Source organism: Aeromonas sp. TECH754, assembly GCF_056279295.1.
Genome location: NZ_JBWBRA010000001.1, coordinates 1467840 through 1483415, shown reverse-complemented (window position 1 = coordinate 1483415; position 15576 = coordinate 1467840). Strand labels below are relative to the sequence as shown.

Annotated in this window: 22 protein-coding genes; 18 read left to right on the top strand and 4 right to left on the bottom strand. The window is 61.7% G+C overall.

The features are described 5' to 3' along the window. Positions 1-11: 11 nt before the first annotated feature. From ACZ9IL_RS06475 to ACZ9IL_RS06445, 7 genes are all read left to right on the top strand, one after another. On the top strand, positions 12-464 hold the full coding sequence (locus tag ACZ9IL_RS06475) for a hypothetical protein (protein WP_476002771.1): 453 nt from the start codon (positions 12-14) through the stop codon (positions 462-464). 67 nt (positions 465-531) lie between these two features. Further along, entirely contained in the window at positions 532-708 is a 177-nt protein-coding gene (locus ACZ9IL_RS06470; protein ID WP_476002770.1) for a hypothetical protein, read from the top strand. Between the two features lie 2 nt (positions 709-710). Continuing rightward, positions 711-971: a helix-turn-helix domain-containing protein gene (locus ACZ9IL_RS06465; protein WP_476002769.1), complete on the top strand. Its 261-nt coding sequence runs from the start codon at positions 711-713 to the stop codon at positions 969-971. Then, positions 964-1419, top strand: coding sequence for a hypothetical protein (locus ACZ9IL_RS06460; RefSeq protein WP_476002768.1), 456 nt, complete (start codon positions 964-966; stop codon positions 1417-1419). The genes ACZ9IL_RS06465 and ACZ9IL_RS06460 overlap by 8 nt, the downstream gene beginning before the upstream one ends. Next, positions 1416-1673 (top strand): hypothetical protein, encoded by a 258-nt coding sequence (locus ACZ9IL_RS06455; RefSeq protein WP_476002767.1) that lies wholly within the window; start codon positions 1416-1418, stop codon positions 1671-1673. Before ACZ9IL_RS06460 ends, ACZ9IL_RS06455 begins: the two co-directional genes overlap by 4 nt. Beyond that, the gene (locus ACZ9IL_RS06450) at positions 1670-3961 is read left to right on the top strand and encodes a replication endonuclease (protein ID WP_476002766.1); all 2292 of its coding nucleotides are present in this window, start codon (positions 1670-1672) and stop codon (positions 3959-3961) included. The genes ACZ9IL_RS06455 and ACZ9IL_RS06450 overlap by 4 nt, the downstream gene beginning before the upstream one ends. After that, a complete protein-coding gene (locus ACZ9IL_RS06445) occupies positions 3951-4460 on the top strand; it encodes a hypothetical protein (RefSeq protein ID WP_476002765.1) in 510 nt (169 codons plus the stop codon). The genes ACZ9IL_RS06450 and ACZ9IL_RS06445 overlap by 11 nt, the downstream gene beginning before the upstream one ends. A 153-nt stretch (positions 4461-4613) precedes the next feature. Here the strand turns inward: ACZ9IL_RS06445 and ACZ9IL_RS06440 are convergent, their stop codons facing one another. The 4 genes from ACZ9IL_RS06440 to ACZ9IL_RS06425 form a co-directional block, all read right to left on the bottom strand. Then, the gene (locus tag ACZ9IL_RS06440; protein ID WP_476002764.1) at positions 4614-5075 is read right to left on the bottom strand and encodes a right-handed parallel beta-helix repeat-containing protein; all 462 of its coding nucleotides are present in this window, start codon (positions 5073-5075) and stop codon (positions 4614-4616) included. A 292-nt stretch (positions 5076-5367) separates the two neighbouring features. Beyond that, a complete protein-coding gene (locus ACZ9IL_RS06435; RefSeq protein WP_476002763.1) occupies positions 5368-5619 on the bottom strand; it encodes an Ogr/Delta-like zinc finger protein in 252 nt (83 codons plus the stop codon). 59 nt (positions 5620-5678) lie between these two features. Next, positions 5679-6698 carry a phage portal protein gene (locus ACZ9IL_RS06430; RefSeq protein WP_476002762.1) on the bottom strand — a complete coding sequence of 340 codons (1020 nt, stop codon included), beginning with the start codon at positions 6696-6698 and terminating at the stop codon, positions 5679-5681. After that, positions 6695-8518 carry a terminase large subunit domain-containing protein gene (locus ACZ9IL_RS06425; protein WP_476002761.1) on the bottom strand — a complete coding sequence of 608 codons (1824 nt, stop codon included), beginning with the start codon at positions 8516-8518 and terminating at the stop codon, positions 6695-6697. Before ACZ9IL_RS06425 ends, ACZ9IL_RS06430 begins: the two co-directional genes overlap by 4 nt. 190 nt (positions 8519-8708) lie before the next feature. On the opposite strand from ACZ9IL_RS06425, the gene ACZ9IL_RS06420 reads away from it, so the two are divergent. The 11 genes from ACZ9IL_RS06420 (at position 8709) to ACZ9IL_RS06370 (ending at position 15572) form a co-directional block, all read left to right on the top strand. After that, complete coding sequence (locus tag ACZ9IL_RS06420) at positions 8709-9590, top strand: GPO family capsid scaffolding protein (RefSeq protein ID WP_476002760.1); 882 nt, start codon at positions 8709-8711, stop codon at positions 9588-9590. A gap of 14 nt (positions 9591-9604) precedes the next feature. Beyond that, positions 9605-10681: a phage major capsid protein, P2 family gene (locus ACZ9IL_RS06415; RefSeq protein WP_476002759.1), complete on the top strand. Its 1077-nt coding sequence runs from the start codon at positions 9605-9607 to the stop codon at positions 10679-10681. A gap of 3 nt (positions 10682-10684) precedes the next feature. Next, positions 10685-11401 (top strand): phage terminase small subunit, encoded by a 717-nt coding sequence (locus tag ACZ9IL_RS06410; RefSeq protein WP_476002758.1) that lies wholly within the window; start codon positions 10685-10687, stop codon positions 11399-11401. Between the two features lie 110 nt (positions 11402-11511). After that, positions 11512-11973 (top strand): head completion/stabilization protein, encoded by a 462-nt coding sequence (locus tag ACZ9IL_RS06405; protein WP_476002757.1) that lies wholly within the window; start codon positions 11512-11514, stop codon positions 11971-11973. Continuing rightward, positions 11970-12479, top strand: a complete 510-nt coding sequence (locus tag ACZ9IL_RS06400) for a phage tail protein (RefSeq protein WP_476002756.1) — start codon at positions 11970-11972, stop codon at positions 12477-12479. The genes ACZ9IL_RS06405 and ACZ9IL_RS06400 overlap by 4 nt, the downstream gene beginning before the upstream one ends. Then, entirely contained in the window at positions 12476-13201 is a 726-nt protein-coding gene (locus ACZ9IL_RS06395) for a phage virion morphogenesis family protein (protein ID WP_476002755.1), read from the top strand. The genes ACZ9IL_RS06400 and ACZ9IL_RS06395 overlap by 4 nt, the downstream gene beginning before the upstream one ends. A gap of 1 nt (position 13202) precedes the next feature. Next, positions 13203-14312: a DUF2586 domain-containing protein gene (locus ACZ9IL_RS06390; protein WP_476002754.1), complete on the top strand. Its 1110-nt coding sequence runs from the start codon at positions 13203-13205 to the stop codon at positions 14310-14312. A 3-nt stretch (positions 14313-14315) separates the two neighbouring features. Then, a complete protein-coding gene (locus tag ACZ9IL_RS06385) occupies positions 14316-14768 on the top strand; it encodes a phage protein (protein WP_476002753.1) in 453 nt (150 codons plus the stop codon). A gap of 16 nt (positions 14769-14784) precedes the next feature. Beyond that, positions 14785-15099: a phage holin, lambda family gene (locus ACZ9IL_RS06380; protein WP_476002752.1), complete on the top strand. Its 315-nt coding sequence runs from the start codon at positions 14785-14787 to the stop codon at positions 15097-15099. Between the two features lie 27 nt (positions 15100-15126). After that, positions 15127-15387, top strand: a complete 261-nt coding sequence (locus ACZ9IL_RS06375; RefSeq protein WP_476002751.1) for a putative phage tail assembly chaperone — start codon at positions 15127-15129, stop codon at positions 15385-15387. Between the two features lie 41 nt (positions 15388-15428). Further along, positions 15429-15572 (top strand): DUF6890 family protein, encoded by a 144-nt coding sequence (locus ACZ9IL_RS06370; RefSeq protein WP_476002750.1) that lies wholly within the window; start codon positions 15429-15431, stop codon positions 15570-15572. Positions 15573-15576 lie beyond the last annotated feature (4 nt).

The following is a 15576-nucleotide window of genomic DNA, read 5'->3' as shown; positions in this document are numbered from 1 at the left end:
GAGACAACCCCATGCAACACCCCAACACCGAACAGCGAAACCTCGCTGGCCTGACGCCATCAGAGCAGGTCGCCCTGAACACCGCCGGCTGCATGCTGCTGCGAGAGCTGTTTGGCAAGACGAGTTCCAGCCTGAACGTTGATTGGTTGGCGATCGATACCACACGGAAAACCGCCATCTTGACCATCGCTCGCCAGCCGAGGGATGCCCTGATGCACGCCACCCTGTCGGCATTACCACACCCGCAACGTGAAGCGATCCGGTTAGCCGTTATTGCCCTGGATTATCAGAAGTTGTTCCGCTGCGGCTGTGACACGAAAGCGTGGCACCCCGCCCCCACCACCAGACCAACTGGGGATATCGAGCGGGAGAAAAAGGAGAGAGCCGCCCGCTTACGCATGAAAAGCGCTGTGCTGGCTGGCCGTGAGATGTGCAAGCAGGGCCCGCGACCGATCGGGCAATAAAAAAGCCCGCATTTCGGAGCTGTAACTCCAAGCGGGCCTTCTATCAACAACCACCTAGGAAGTCGACATGGCAACTTTAGCGATCCCCTGCGCCCTGCGCAACCTTCGCATCCAACAACGCAAGATGACGGGCCGATATGGCGCCAGCATCACCCGAAACTCCGATTGGATTGCCGCCGCCGAGCGATCCACCGCGCTGGCTTGGGCCTCCTTGTTCAGCTGCATCAACCATCAAGGAGCTTGACCATGAACGCACAGCCGACCCAGATCAACCTGCTCAACCTGCTCAACCACCATGCCGCCAAGCGTCTACGCCAGTTGCGTGAGCGGTTGAAGTTGAGCCGACCCAAGTTTGCCGATCAGCTGGGGATCCCACCCACCACGCTCAAGAACTACGAGCTGGGATACCGCGAGATTGGTGGTGGCCTGTTCCTGCTAGTCGCCAATCACCCGGAACTGAAACAGCACTGCGACTGGCTGCTGACCGGAGGCCCTGCCGATGAGTGATGCCATCAAGATAGCCCGCCAGGCGCCAAAGCTTATCGAAGGGCTGCTGGCCGATATGTTCGCGGCCAAGGCCGACGATAACCGGATCTGCCTGGGCGGGGTTTACGCCGGCCAGCAGTACATTCAGATCCAGCTGATTGCCACCAGTAACCCGGCAGCCCTGCTGGATGATGACGGCAATGAGGATGATGAAGAAATGGGGCCGGCTGCGGCCCCTGTTCACAACCCGTTGGCCACCCACTGGTTGGCGGCCCGCGCCGATTTCATCACTGCAGGAGGTGAAGCCCGGGGAGACAGAGACATCACCCTCGAGCTATTGGCGCTTGGCGCCGTGCGCTCTGTCTACTGGCTGGCACTGAGTCAGGGCGACACGGCCCTGGCGCGGGAGATTGGCGACTGGTGGCGTGAGTGCGCCCCATTGCATGGCCAAGGTGAGGTGATCCAATGAGCCATCAGTTGCAATGGGAGGTCACCCTCCTGCTTGATCGCTGGCAAGACACCTATCGGGATGATGCCACGCGGTTGCGCCTTTATCAGCGAGAGCTGGCCAATGCGCGCCGGCTCCCTGCCCGTCCTCATGCCAGCATCGTGTTGCTGCTACGCCAGTGCGCCGCAGCCCGCAAGATGAAGGCACATGCCCAGAACACAATCCAGGGCTGCCGCTCCCGCATTCAGTTGCTGTCTGGAACTACCACCCAATGACCCGTACCACCAAGCTGCCGCTGTCCAAAAGGACACTGCGGCAGCGCATTGATGCTCTTTCCAATCTACTCCCGAGTGTTGATATCAGCCCCCTCGGTACCATCTTTACCGGCACCCCAGGCCAGAGCGATCTGGTCTGGGCCATACAGCTGCTCGATGGCCTATCACCCCAGCTCACTCAAACCCTGTTCAAGCAGTACATGCGCCGCCGCAAGGATGGTTCAAGCCGGAACTGCCGCAATGCCAACATCTGGCTCCGTGAGCGCACCAAGTGGGTGCGCGGCCTTATCCAGGCACTTCCGGTGGACCCACAGCAGTTACGTGATGAAGAGGGTCGCAAGCGGGTGGCTCACCAATTTGCCAACCAGACCGCCGCGATCTGGAGCCACATTGAGCGAGGCATCAAAGCAGGGAGCGAACCGGATCTGGTGCAGACATGGGAAGCCATTCGTCAGCCTGCCGACTTGTGGCGGTTCATCCCCACGCAACCGAAGTTCAAGACCCAGGAAGCCCGGGATAACTGGATCCTCAGCGTGATGGTGCGCCTGCTCTCTGCCAAGTGGTGGGAGAAGCGCATCAACCGCTGCTGGGACAGGCTGCAGGAGCACATCAATATTCTGCTCGGCAAGGTGCGCAAAGGGGTCTCCGCCTATGTGTCGAACGCCACCATGAAGGTGGTGCGTGAGCGCAAGCGGGCCATGATACGCTGGCTGGCCGAGTCGGAAGTGATGAACGAACAGCATGATCTGGTCGTCTCGATGAAGGATTGCTGGGAAGCCAGCACCTCGAATCCGGTTAACCGCCGTAACGAGATGATGGTGAGAATGCGCGGCTTTGAAGACTATGCCGAAGAGCAGGGACATGTCGGGGTGTTCTTCACCTGGACGGCCCCTTCTCGCTTCCATGCCTGGAAGACCGGGCGCAATGGCAAAACCGTCGAGAACGAGAGATATGAAGGTGCGACACCGCGCGCAACTTGCGCTTATCTGGGCAAGCTGTGGAGCCGTGCCCGCGCCTCCCTTAAGCGCTGGGAGTCACCCGTCTATGGCTTTCGGGTGTGCGAACCCCATCACGACGGTACCCCGCACTGGCACATGCTGCTGTTTATGCGCCCAGCCGACAAATGGCGAGTGATCAGCACCCTGCAGCACTATGCCCTGACCGATGATCATCAAGAGCTGGTGCGTGAACTCCAGGGATGCCCTCCCTTTACCGACATCACGCCCCGTTTTGACTGGAAAGAGATCGATCCAGCCAAAGGAGACGCCACCGGCTATATCGCGGCCTATATCGCCAAGAACATCGACGGCGAGCACGTGGATGGTGATCAGGAGTCTGGCACTCCTGCTGATCAGGGTGCTCAGCATGCTTGCGCCTGGGCCAGTTGGTGGGGGATCCGCACCTTCCAGCAGATCGGCGGCGCCCCTGTCGGCATCTGGCGCGAGCTGCGTCGTATCAGCAACGCCAAAAAGCACGGCGATCTGGTCGGCCCGCCCAAACCTGTGCTGCAAGACTCGCATTTTGAAGCCGCCCGCTATGCCGCCGACAACGGCATCTTTCGCTGCTACCTGCATGCCATGGGCGGGGCGCTCTCCACCCGTGCTGATCACCCCATCAAGCTGGCCCATCTCATCGAAGAGCAGGCAAGCAGCTATGGCGAAGACATCAAGCGGTTGATGGGGCTGACCTCTACCCGCCTCTGCATCAAGACTCACCTTCAAGGGTGGGAGGTCGTTCCGGCAGGCACCTATGACGCCACCAAAGCCGCCAGTGGTTCGGCTTGGGGGGTTGGGGTTAAGTCGGGCGACAGCCCGGCTCCTTGGAGCTCTGACAATAACTGTACGCGGCCGGATCCTGATGCCTTCGCAGACCAGATCATGAGAGAGCAATGGGGATTATCGCCCTTCTCCATCGACCGATTACGGGCTGGCGCCAGTGTCAGGGCAGACGGTTTCACCCTCTGGCTTGAGAACGGCCAGCTGCAGTCGAGCAGAACACTCCCGAGTGAGCCTGATTGGGTGCCCGATGACCAGCCGCCAACCGAACAGGCCGGAACGGATGAATACGCGATCCCGGCTGATGACCAGGATTGGCCAAAGCTGGTCCAACTCTGCGGCGATCTGTACCAGGTGCAAGGCCATGCCGGTACGCGCAACTGGATAGAGATGCTACCGGAGCCATACCGATCGGAGATGTGGCGGGTGTTGAAGGGACTGGATACGCCGCAGTGGCTGCAAGAGCAGAACGACTACAGCGAACAAGCGTGGGAGGCATACAGTGAACAGTAACCGCCAAGGCGCCAGCGCCCAGACAGTCAGCCGGGATGAGTACCGCCGCCTGGATAACAGGGTGAGCTGCATCCTCCAGCAGCGCTGGCCAGCCAGCGAGATCAGCCAGTGGGTGGCCATGCTCCAGGGAAAACAGCAGGCCGTGGCCTGCGCCATCCTGCGCCGCCGTCATCCACGCCCAACGCAGCTGGCCCTGCCGGTCATCGCAGCCGAGGTACCTAACCTGCTTCTGGCCAAGTCAAACCGTCCCACCGTGCCGGTGCTCACAGCAGATGGCCGCCAAGTCGGTAGGCGCCACATTGTCGAAGGGCTCACCCCCGTGGCCATTGACCAGAGCGGCACCATCCGGTGCGCCGTCACCGGCCGCACCCTCTTTATCGCACCGAGCAGCACCATCGACAGAGCCAACCCGGGCGCAGCCGAACAGCTCAACCAAACATACCGGCCAGCACTGCATCAGGTAGTGGCTGACCAGCGTCAACGTGTAGAAGCTGTGTAATAACAATCGATATGAACGTATATCAAGCAAGGAGAGGATGAAATTGATACAGAAGGAAATGCGATCTAAAGTTGATTAAACGAGACACCGGCTTGAGACCGGTGTCTCGTGATAACTAAAGTTGTAAACTATTTAATAAAAACTATTATAAGACTATGACTGTGAAAATAATGACTTATAGTGTTTTAAAGTAACAAGACCACAAGCTACCACAGCAGATACAGCTACTATTATTGGATCCACTGATGCAATACCAGAAAAAAGCGCGGTATTACCTAATACATCTTGTATTACCTCGCCACGCCTAGCCTTTTCACTCTCTTTATGAATAACTTGCGTTATTATAAACTCAAGTTGCTCATGATTAATGATTTTGGGGTCAATTCCAAGATCAGAATATATTGCCTCAACGCCGTTATTTTTTATAATGGCATTAACGGCAGACACTTCACTATCTTGTACTGAAACACCATGTCCAAAATTGTTTGATATATTAGCCCCATCTAACGCAACGTAGCTACCACCCTCAACGACAACACCTCCTCCAACGTTCCCTGTAATTGTCGCGCCTTCAGCAAAAACTTTACTATTTCCAGATGCGTATATCCCTGCCATTTTATGCTTCCTATATTAGACACTTAACAGCATTTTAAAACGCGTTAACGTTACGACCTGGTATCAATCTAGACAGTTTAAAAAATATTGACCTAGACAGACTAAAGCATAGTCGTGCTCCGACCTAAGATGGTATCAAACGAAAACGAGCCAAGGGAGTTAAATATTATATTTTACGCTAAATTTTGGTTGATTGTTGATACAGGTCAGCAAACAAGGTGGATGATAGGAACTCGTCGATATCCACCGGTACTGGAACTGTGCACAGTGGAACACAAAATACGTGAGGACGCTATTGCGCCCCCAGTCCTTCTAGGATCATCTGCCGCCCCTCTGGCGTCAGTGAACCCATCAAGCTCAGCACCAGCTGGTTCGTGGTCTTGGCTGAGGGGCTTAAGGTGTGGGCGAATGACAAGGTGGCCACCCAGCTGTGGCCACACTCGGCGTCCGTGCACTGGCAATAGAGATCAGAGACATCATCGCTCAGTCGATTGGTCTTGGTTATGCGGCCACGCTGGCCACACACTTTGCAATAAACCCGCATCACGTCCCCCTTCCCCATAAAAATCAACAATCTATTTTGCCATAGCGTTCACTGTTTGTTTATACAGTGGCGCCAACATTCTCCCGAAAATCAACCCAGAGTGAACGCGGGATCCCGCTGCTGTTGATGGTGTCCTTGATGAGTTCACACAGCGGCAGCACCTCGTTGCGGGTGTAGGTCGCGCTGTACTTCTCGGGATCTCCCAGGGCGGCCCCGTTGATCGGGATGATGCCGGCCAGCGCCGCCGGGAAGCGGTGCGAGGTCAATACGTCCTGACTGGTGATGGCCTTGATGGCAGCGAACTCGTCCTTGGTGGCGATGTCCCCCACCGGGATGAGCTTGATCCCGTCCGGCTTGCCGTTCGGGATGTTGACGAACATCGAGCGGAAGTTCCCCACCCCCTTGGCGCTGGCGATCATCTCCTTCATCGCCTCCTCCTGGTCATCGTCCATGTTCGGGTCGGTGGCGTAGAAGATGAACCCCATGTGGGCGCCGTTCAGGAAATACTTGCGCCGAAACAGGGTCGCGTCCCGGTTGAGCAGCGCCGACTGCATGCCCCCCAGGTAATCCGGCAGGCCGTAGACCTGCTGCTCCGGGTCATACTGGGCCAGCCAGATCACGTCTTCCTCCGGGATCGCCCGCTGCAGGCCGTTGGGCTGTAGCAGCACGAACCGGCCACGGCCCCGGCGCAGGTAAACGCTGGAGAGCGGGTAGAGCCCCACCACCTGGCCCCAATGGTTGCGCAGCTTGAGCAGGGCCGCATCCCCGCTCTGCAGGTAGTTGTGCACGAAGGCCGTGATGGTGGTGCGCGGCACGCCCTCACTGGTGAAGCGCCCCGCCACCATGTTGCGCCTGGCCATCAAGATGGCACCGTGGTGGGCATTGGCGCGGGTCAATCTAGCCAACCCCTTGCGGTCGATGGGCGGCTGGTAATACTCCCCCCAGGGGTCGTAAAACACCTCGGTGTAGTGGGTCATCCAGGAAGTGGGGTCCACCGGCTCGGGCAGCTCGAACATGATACTCGGCTTGTCGCTGGTGACGGCCCCCTGGGCCGCCGGATTACGCTTTGATTTGCTCATGCGACTCTCTTCAATGGGCTCACCGCCCAGGTGGATTTGCGTTTACGGGTGGTGTTGAGCGGCTCGTTCGCCACGGCGTGGGCCACGGCCCAGAACACATCGGCGTGACCGGTCACGCTGTCGCGTCCGGCCCTGAAGGTCATCTGGCCGCCGCCGGTGGTGGCGCGCTTGATGGCCAGGAACGCCGCCGGGATGTCTCTGTCGTCTGCGGCCCACTCGATGCGGTCGGCCTCCACCACGTCGATCATCTTGAGCACCATGGCCCCCTTGGTCTCGACGCTGTAGTGGATGGGGCGCAGCACCCCCTTGAACACCGGCTGCAACAGGTCAACCACACCGGCGCCAATACCGGAGACATCCACCCCGAGGTAGGTCACGTTGAATTTCTTGGCGATGCGCTCTATCTCCTGCGCCTGGTACTGGAAGTTGAGGCCACGCCAGTAGTGGCGCTCCAGAATGCGGAACCGCTCGCCGGCGGCCATCGGCGGGGCGACCACTACCAGAGTGGCATTGTCACGGGTGCGACTCGGGTCATAGCCGAGCCACACCTCTCGCAGCCCGAACGGGCGTGAAGTGCCGCCCTGGTAGTCCCCCCAGCGGCTGGGATCGACCCCGGCCCGCTCCATGTGCTGGAACTTGAACACCGACAGGGCATCGTCGATGAACTTGCACATGAACAGTCGATCGAACGCTTCCCCCGGGTATTCGTCACGCAGCAGCTCGATGTCGATAAGGTGGCAGCCCAGGCGCACCGCATCCTCCACCGTGATGATGTAACGCCACTGACCATCGGGGCAGACCCGGCCGCCGTCCAGCAGCTCGTCGGGCTTGGGAAAATCGACCGCCTGGCGCTTGGGCACATCCCCTTTCCAGCGCTCACCGGTCCAGAACCGATAGGCTTGGTGCGCCTTGCTCGAGGGGGTCGAGAAGAAGGTCTTGCGGTAGTGGCTCTGAGTCGCCATGGCCGAGGCCACGTCGGCCAGCTTCTCGAAACCGCCGATCCAAAAATATTCGTCGATGTAGACGTTGCCGCTACGGGACTGGGCGCTGTCGGAGTTGGTGGAGCAAAAATGCAGCTCGGCCCCGTTCGACAAGACGATGGGATTGCCATTGGAGAGAGTGACCCCAAGGAAGGTGCTGGCGATCTTGCGGATGTAGGAGCGAAACACCTCGGCCTGCACCTTGGTGGCCGACAGGAAGATCTGGTTGTGGCCGGTGAGCACCGCATCCTCGAACGCCTCGCCGGCGAAGTAGTAGGTCATGCCGATCTGACGGGACTTCAAGATATTGCGGGTGCGCGGCACGGCCGGATCGTCCTTGGCCGCCCGCACGTGTAGCTGGTAGCCAAACAGGGTCTCGAGCCAGGGGGCGAAGTCCTCGGGGGTCAGCTGGCTGATGTCGTTCTTGCCGCCCTTGCGGGGCTTCTTCTTGCCCTCTCCCCTGCCTTCGCCACGCCCCTCGCTTCGGTTCCCTGACGGGCTCGCCTCTCCCTCGCCGCGCAGCCGTTCGCTGGCCGCCGCCTGCCGTTCGGCCAGGCGCACCGCCTTCTCCTTGAGTTTGACGTGGTGCTCGATGAGACGGTCGAGTTCCTCCTGCTCGCCTTGGCTCTTCTTCTCGCGGTGCAGCAGAGTCTGCACCCGGCGATTGATCGCATCCTCGACCGATTCCTCGGTCAGGAGGTCGCGCCAGCCGAACTTCTCGGCCCAATAATAGACGATGCGGCAGGAGTTCAGGCCCAGTTCGTCCTTGATCTCCTGGGGTGTCCAGCGCTTAAGATACAGCCCCCGCGCGGCCGCGCGGAGCTCTTCGGGATACGCCACGGCGCCTCCATCCTGGTGAATGATGGCGCCAGCTTAGCGACCCCCTCCCCCGACTTCGGCCCCCGATGTTCGGATGAATTCGGATATGCCCCGAAATCCGAATCGCCTTGAACAACACCGAGTGAAACCCCCGTCAAGGCCCGATAGCCTGAGCCCGCATAGACCACCCCAGAGGCACCGCGAGCACGGCATGAGCACCCCCAACGATTCCACACTGCGCACTGGCTGGGTGTGTATCGCCACCGAAGGCACCACCGTCGACGATCGGGAGATCACCGCGGCCTGGCTGACCGACATGGCCGAGACCTACGACCCCAGCTATTACACCGCCCTGATCTGGCCCGATCACGATCGCTGGTTCAACTTCGGCTATGTGCAGGAGCTCAAGACCGAGAGCGTGGATGGCAAACTCAAGCTGTTCGCCATCCTGAGTCCGACCCGGGATCTCATCTATTACAACCAGACTGGCCAATACCAGTTCTGCTCCATCGAGCCGCAGGAGCAGTTTGCCGATCTGGGCCGCACTTACCTGCGCGGCCTTGGCGTCACCGATGAGCCCGCCAGTACCGGCACCACCCACCTGAAGTTCAAGGATGGCCGCAGCGAGTCGCGCCTCATCGGGCGCAGCGAACCGCTGGATCTCTCCGCGTTCAAGCTCCCCAAACACGAGAAGGCCGACGGCCTGCTCAAGAAATTTTTCAGCTTCCTGGCCAGCCATGGCGAGGAACTCGACATCACTCCACCGCCCACCCAAGAGGACGAGGCAATGAACCCTGAACAATTCAACCAGATGCTGGGGGCGCTGACCGGCCTTGGCGGCAAACTCGACACCCTCGCCAGCAAGGTCGAGACCTTCTCCGTCAAACCGGCCGACGAGAAACCCACCGAGCAGCCTGCCATCACTGAGTCGCCCATTATCAGCGCAGAGCAGTTCAACAAGCTGGAGCAGGCGCTGACCGGCATGGTCGGCAAGCTGGACTCCCTGACCCAGACCATCGAACAGTTCTCCGCCGAAAAGCCGGGCCAGCGCCCGGATCTCCTCGGTGGCGACGATCTGCCCAGCCCCGTTTAAGGAACCCCACGACCATGAGTCAAACCCTGACCCCGCAAGCCGAGCAGGTATTGCAAAAATACTGCTCGCAACTGGCCAAGGCCTACAACATCCCCGAGACCAACCTCGGCAAGCAGTTTTCCGTCACCGGTCCGGTGGAGACCCGGCTGCGCCAGGCGCTGCTCGAAGCCGTCGAGTTCCTCAAACTCATCACCTGCCTGGATGTCGACCAGATCAAGGGTCAGGTGGTGCAGGTGGGCGTCGGTGGCCTCTACACCGGCCGGGTGGCTGGCGGACGCTTCAAGAAGTCGATCGGGGTCGATGGCAACACCTTCGATCTGGTCGAGACCGATTCCTGTGCCGCACTGGACTGGGCAACCCTCTGCTCCTGGGCCAATGCCGGCAGCGATGGCGAGTTCATCCGCCTGGTAAACGACTTCACCAACCGCTCCTTTGCCCTCGACATGCTGCGCATCGGCTGGAACGGCGTTTCCATCGCCACCACCACCGATCCGGACACTAACCCGCTCGGCGAGGACGTCAACAAGGGCTGGCAGCAGCACGCACGCGAGTGGAACGGCGGCAGCCAGATCATCAAGGCTGCTGCCGGTGACAAGATCTATTTCGACCCGGCTGGCGAAGGTGATTACGTCACCTTGGACCAGATGGCATCGGACCTCATCAACACCACCATCGACCCGGTGTTCCAGAATGACCCGCGCCTGGTGGTACTGGTCGGTACCGACCTGGTGGCCGCCGCCCAGGCCAAGATCTACAGCGAAGCCAAGACCCCCACCGAGCAGGTGGCGGCCCAGCAGCTGGCCAAGTCCATTGCCGGGCGCCGGGCCTATATCCCGCCCTACTTCCCGGGCAACCGCATGGTGGTCACCACCCTGGATAACCTGCACATCTACACCCAGCGCGGCACCCGCAAACGCGAGGCCAAGGACAACCAGGACGCCAAAGCGTTCGAGAACAAGTACTGGCGCATGGAGGGCTATGCCCTGCCCGAGTACAAGGCCTATGCGGGCTTTGAAGAGGCCGACGTGGTGATCGGGCCCCGCCCCGGCACCTCGCTGACGGCTGGCGCCCCGGATGGTGAGGACGCTTAAGTCATGCTCTCCCCCGCGCTACGCCACAAGCTGCGTCATGAGGCCAACCAGGCGGCCAGCAAGGCCGCCGTCACCGGCCAGGCCACCGGCGCCATGGCGGACAGCCTGCACCTGCAGCTGATCGCCCTGGAGCAGGACATTCACCGCCTGCGCCAGTGCACCCGCATCGCAGATCGAGTGATCATGAAGCGCAGCGAGCTGTTGCCCAAGTACCGCCCCTATGTGGAGCGTTACCTGGAACACGGGGTGGCGCACCGCAACGAGCTGTTCGCCCAACTCATCATCTGGGCGTTCGACGTGGGGGACTTTGACACCGGGATCGCCTGGGCGCTGATCGCCATCGAGCAGCACCAACCCACCCCCAGCAATATCAAGCGCGACTGGGCCACCTTCGTGGCCGACACCGTGCTGGAGTGGGCCGAGACCCAGGCCACCAACGGCCACGCGGTCGAGCCCTGGTTCTCCCGGGTGTTCGACCTGGTACGCACGACATGGCGCCTCAACGAGCGCATCACCGCCAAATGGTTTCGGGCTGCGGGCTTGCACCTGCTGCGTGACAGCGAGGGGCAGCCCCGCCCGAGCGCCGTCAACGATCGCAATGTGCTGGAGCAGGCCGACCACTGGCTGGCCCAGGCCGAGCAGTACCACGGCAAGGTCGGCGTCACCACCTTGCGCCACAAGATTGCCATGCGCCTGCGGGCGCTCAACCCAGAGCAATAACGGCTCTCCGTGCCGCCGCCCCCCGGCGGGAAGGAGTGGGACGCCACCAGGCTCACCCCGTCTCCATTCCCGTGGCATCAGGGGGGCTCCCATGACAGCGAGGACGAGACATGTTCACCGGTAAACAGATTGACTACAGCGAGCAAACCATCCGCAACGACGGATGGTGGCCCGACGTGCCCGTCGCCGAGTTCGAGCGGCGAACCGCCCAGCCGGCCGATCTGGACAGCCAGACCATCGCCTCGGCCCTGCTCTCGGCCATTGGCCAAATCAACCTGCAGTTGCAGGCCTACCAGAACGCTAAGCGCGAGCAGGGTTACCAGAGCGCGGCCGCGGTGCCGGGCGTCGCCATCGAGGGCGGCCACAACGCCCTGACCGAGCAGTACCTCGGCGCCGCGTTCGCCCGCGCCCAGGCCGAGCTGCTGCCGGCCGCCGCCAGCGTCACCGAGCGCCCCGTCGCCAACAAGACCAGCGAGCGCGAGCCCCAGACCCGCGAGCAACTGCTCGCCATCAGTCAGCAACTGGTGCGGGTCATCAAGGGCAAGCGCCGCGCGGGAGTGGCCCTGATATGAGCCTGCACCAGGGATATCTGCTGCACGCCCTGCACCAGGCGCTGACCGAGGCGCTGCCCGGCAAATGCCAGGGTCTGCTCGACAGCTGGATGGAGAACGGCACCCTGCGCCTGGACCCCAAGGACATGGGGCCGACCGGTGCCATTCTCGGCTATCTGAGTTATCAGGCGGTCTACACCCTGGAGGCGCTGCCGTTTCGCGAATGCGATCCGGCGGTACTGCTCGCCACCGTGATGGCCTGGTTGCAGGACCACGACCCCGAGCGCGAGCGCTTCGAGTTGGCTGATCCTGAGTTTCGTATCGAGCCCAATGACGAGCACAGCGCCGATCTGGAGGTGCAGATCGACTTTATCGAGCCGCTGCGCCTGACCCCGGATGAACAGGGGCCGGTGCGCTGGGCCGGCCGGTGCTGGGCAGTCATGCCCTATGCGCTCTGGGTGGCCGAGGCGGCCCTGCTGCACGTCGGCACCATTCGCCCGCCGGCGCCCATCGAGGGGACACCATGATCACCCTGACCCTCGATACCCGCCGCACCCAGGAGCAGCTCAAGCTGCTGGCCATGCCCCCCAAGCAACGCCAGCGCTTGATCCGGCGCGCCGCAAGCGAGATCAGAAAGATGAGCGTGCGCAACCTCACCCGCCAGCAGACCCCGGATGGCAGGGCCTGGCCTGGCCGCAAACACGGCAAGCGCAAGATGCTGCTGGGGCTGCGCAAGCTCATCGTCATCGCCGAGAAGCCAGGTCAGGACCAGGCACAGCTGCGCTTTCAGGGTGGCAACTATGGCGCCCATCCCGGCGTCATCGCTGGCACCCATCAGCGTGGCCACACCTACCAGGTCAACGCCAGCCAGCAGGCTCGCAAACTGGCCAAACCGGAGCAAGGCGCAGGCGCCGCATCCGGTGATGCCCCCACTGCCCCCGACAAGATGGCGACCCGAGCCCAGGCCAGGAAGCTGCGCGCCCTCGGCTTCAAGCGACCGGGCAAACGCAAGGGCCATTACCGCTCGGCGTCCTTGGGCTGGATCACCGAGCACCTCGGCTACGCCCAGGCGGGCCTGCTTATCAAGAAGCTCAAAGACGAGCCCACCAAGACCAACTGGCAGATAACGTTGCCGGCCCGGGCCTTCCTCGGGGCGACCAAATCCCAGCGTGAGCAGGCCTTTGCTCGCGCCCTGCAAGGCATCCACTACGGCTGGGACCTCAACAAACAAGACCTAAGGAGCAAGTGAGATGTGGCCATACGTCCAGATCAACAACGAAAACCAGCAGCAGGGGCCGCTCACCGAGATTGAGCGCCACCTGCTGTTCGTGGGCAGCGCCCCAGAGAATACCGGCAAGCTGCTCGCATTCAATACCCAGTCCGACTTCGACCTGCTGCTGGGGGCTGCCGATAGCGAGCTCAAGGCCAACCTGCAGGCCGCCATGGCCAACGCTGGCCAGAACTGGACAGCTGCGGGCTTTGTCCTGCCCACCAATGGCGACTGGATGGACGCGGTGCGCACCGCCCAGGAAAGCACGAGCGTTGAGGGGGTGGTGGTACTGGGCCAAACCTGGACCAAGAGCAGCATCGAGGCGGCCCATGCGCTCAATCAGGAGCTCATCGCCACCTGGGGACGCTGGCAGTTCATGCTGCTGGCGGTGCAGCCCATCGATCCCCTGACCGAGGACTGGACCGACTATAGCGATCGCCTGATTGCCCTACAGACGGGGATCGCCGCCGATTCGGTGGGACTCATTCCGCAGTTGTGGCCAAACCTCATCGGTGCCTATGCCGGGCGCCTGTGCAACCGGGCGGTGAGCGTGGCCGATAGCCCTTGCCGGGTCAAAACCGGCCCAGTGCTGGGCCTTGGCGACAAGCCGGTGGACATGGGCGGCGCCCCGCTCGCCCTCGATACCCTGCAACTGCTCGAGCAGAACCGCTACGCGGCGCCGATGTGGTATCCGGACTATGACGGGATCTACTGGGCCGATGGCCGCCAGCTCGACGTGGAGGGTGGCGACTACCAGGTGATCGAGAACCTGCGCATCGCCTACAAGGTGGCCCGCAAGACCCGGGTGCGGGCCATCTCCCGGCTCGGGGATCGCGCGTTCAACTCTACCCCCGGCAGCACGGCCGCCGCCGTCACCTATTTTGGCAAGGACTTGCGCGAGATGAGCCGCGCCACCGTCATCAACGGCCAGCCGTTCCCGGGGGAAGTGATGCCGCCCCAGGATGGCGACATCACCATCGAGTGGATCTCCAAGAACCTGGTCAACATCTACATCGTGGTGCGCACCGTGGACTGCCCCAAGGGCATCACCGTCAGCATCGTGCTCGATCTCAGCAAGCAGGAGGGCTAACCCATGACCCGTCGTATCTCTGGCATCAACTTCGACACTGAACTCGCGGGCGTGATGGTGCACGTCGACAAGGCCAGCCTCTCCATCACCGACAACTCGGCCATCGCCACCAGTCGCGGCATCCCCGACGGCTTCGTCGATGGGGATGTCTCCGCCGAGCTCGAGTTTGAGCTCGACACCAAGAACTTCAACCTGCTGGGGGAGGCTGCCCGCCGGGCAGGCAGCTGGCGCGGGATGGACACCGACGACGTGCTGTTCTACGCCGATTCGGGCAACGACAGCTTCAAGGTCGAGGCGTTCGGCGTGAAGCTGCAGATCTCCGATTTGCTCGACGTCGACCCCGCCGGCGGCAAGAAAAGCACCCACAAGGTCAAGGGGCTGGTCACCAGCCCCGACTTCGTGCGCATCAACGGGGTGTCCTACCTGTCGTCTGACGACACCCGGCACCTGTTCTAACCCGCAAGGATTCCCCATGCCGAACAAGGATCCCACCCTCTGGGCCATCGTCATCGCCTGGTTGCTCGAGAACGGCTCGGCCATCTATGGCGCCTTGCTGGCGCTGGCCATCGCCTTCCTGCGCATCACCTACCACGGCGGCCGGGGACAGCGGCGGCTCATCGAGGCGTTGCTGTGCGGACTCATCACCCTGGCGGTGGCGACCGGGGTGCGCCTGCTCGGGATCCCGGACGATGCCACCCCCTTTATCGGCGGCGTGGTCGGCCTGCTCGGGGTCGATACCCTGCGAAGCCTCGCCGAGCGCCGCATCGATGCCCGACTCAACGATTAACTCACTCACCTTTAAGGAATACACACCATGAGCAAGACCCTCACCCTGACCGTCGCCGGCCAAGACCTCAACTTCGAGCCGACCCTGACTGCCTATAACGGCTACATCAACGATCTGCTGCCGGGCGACAAGGTCGCGCCCTCCCACAACTACCTCAAGCGCATCGCCAGCACAGAGAGCAAGGCGGCCCTGGATGCGCTGTTGGCCCGTCCCGGCGCCGCCCTGCAACTGGCGGCCGCCATCAACGAGCAGTTCGCCCCAAGCCTGGAGATCAGCGTAAAAAACTGACCGCGCGGGCCGAGGCCATCGAGCGCAACCAGCTCGAGCAGGTGCTGACGCTGCGCCGGCACTACCTGCCAGATGCAGACGATGACATCGACAGCCTCGCCCGCGCCATCTGGCTCGACAAGCACACACGAGAACACCTCAGCCACGCGGTGGCCGAGGGCATAACCAAAGCCTTCAACGGGTAAACAC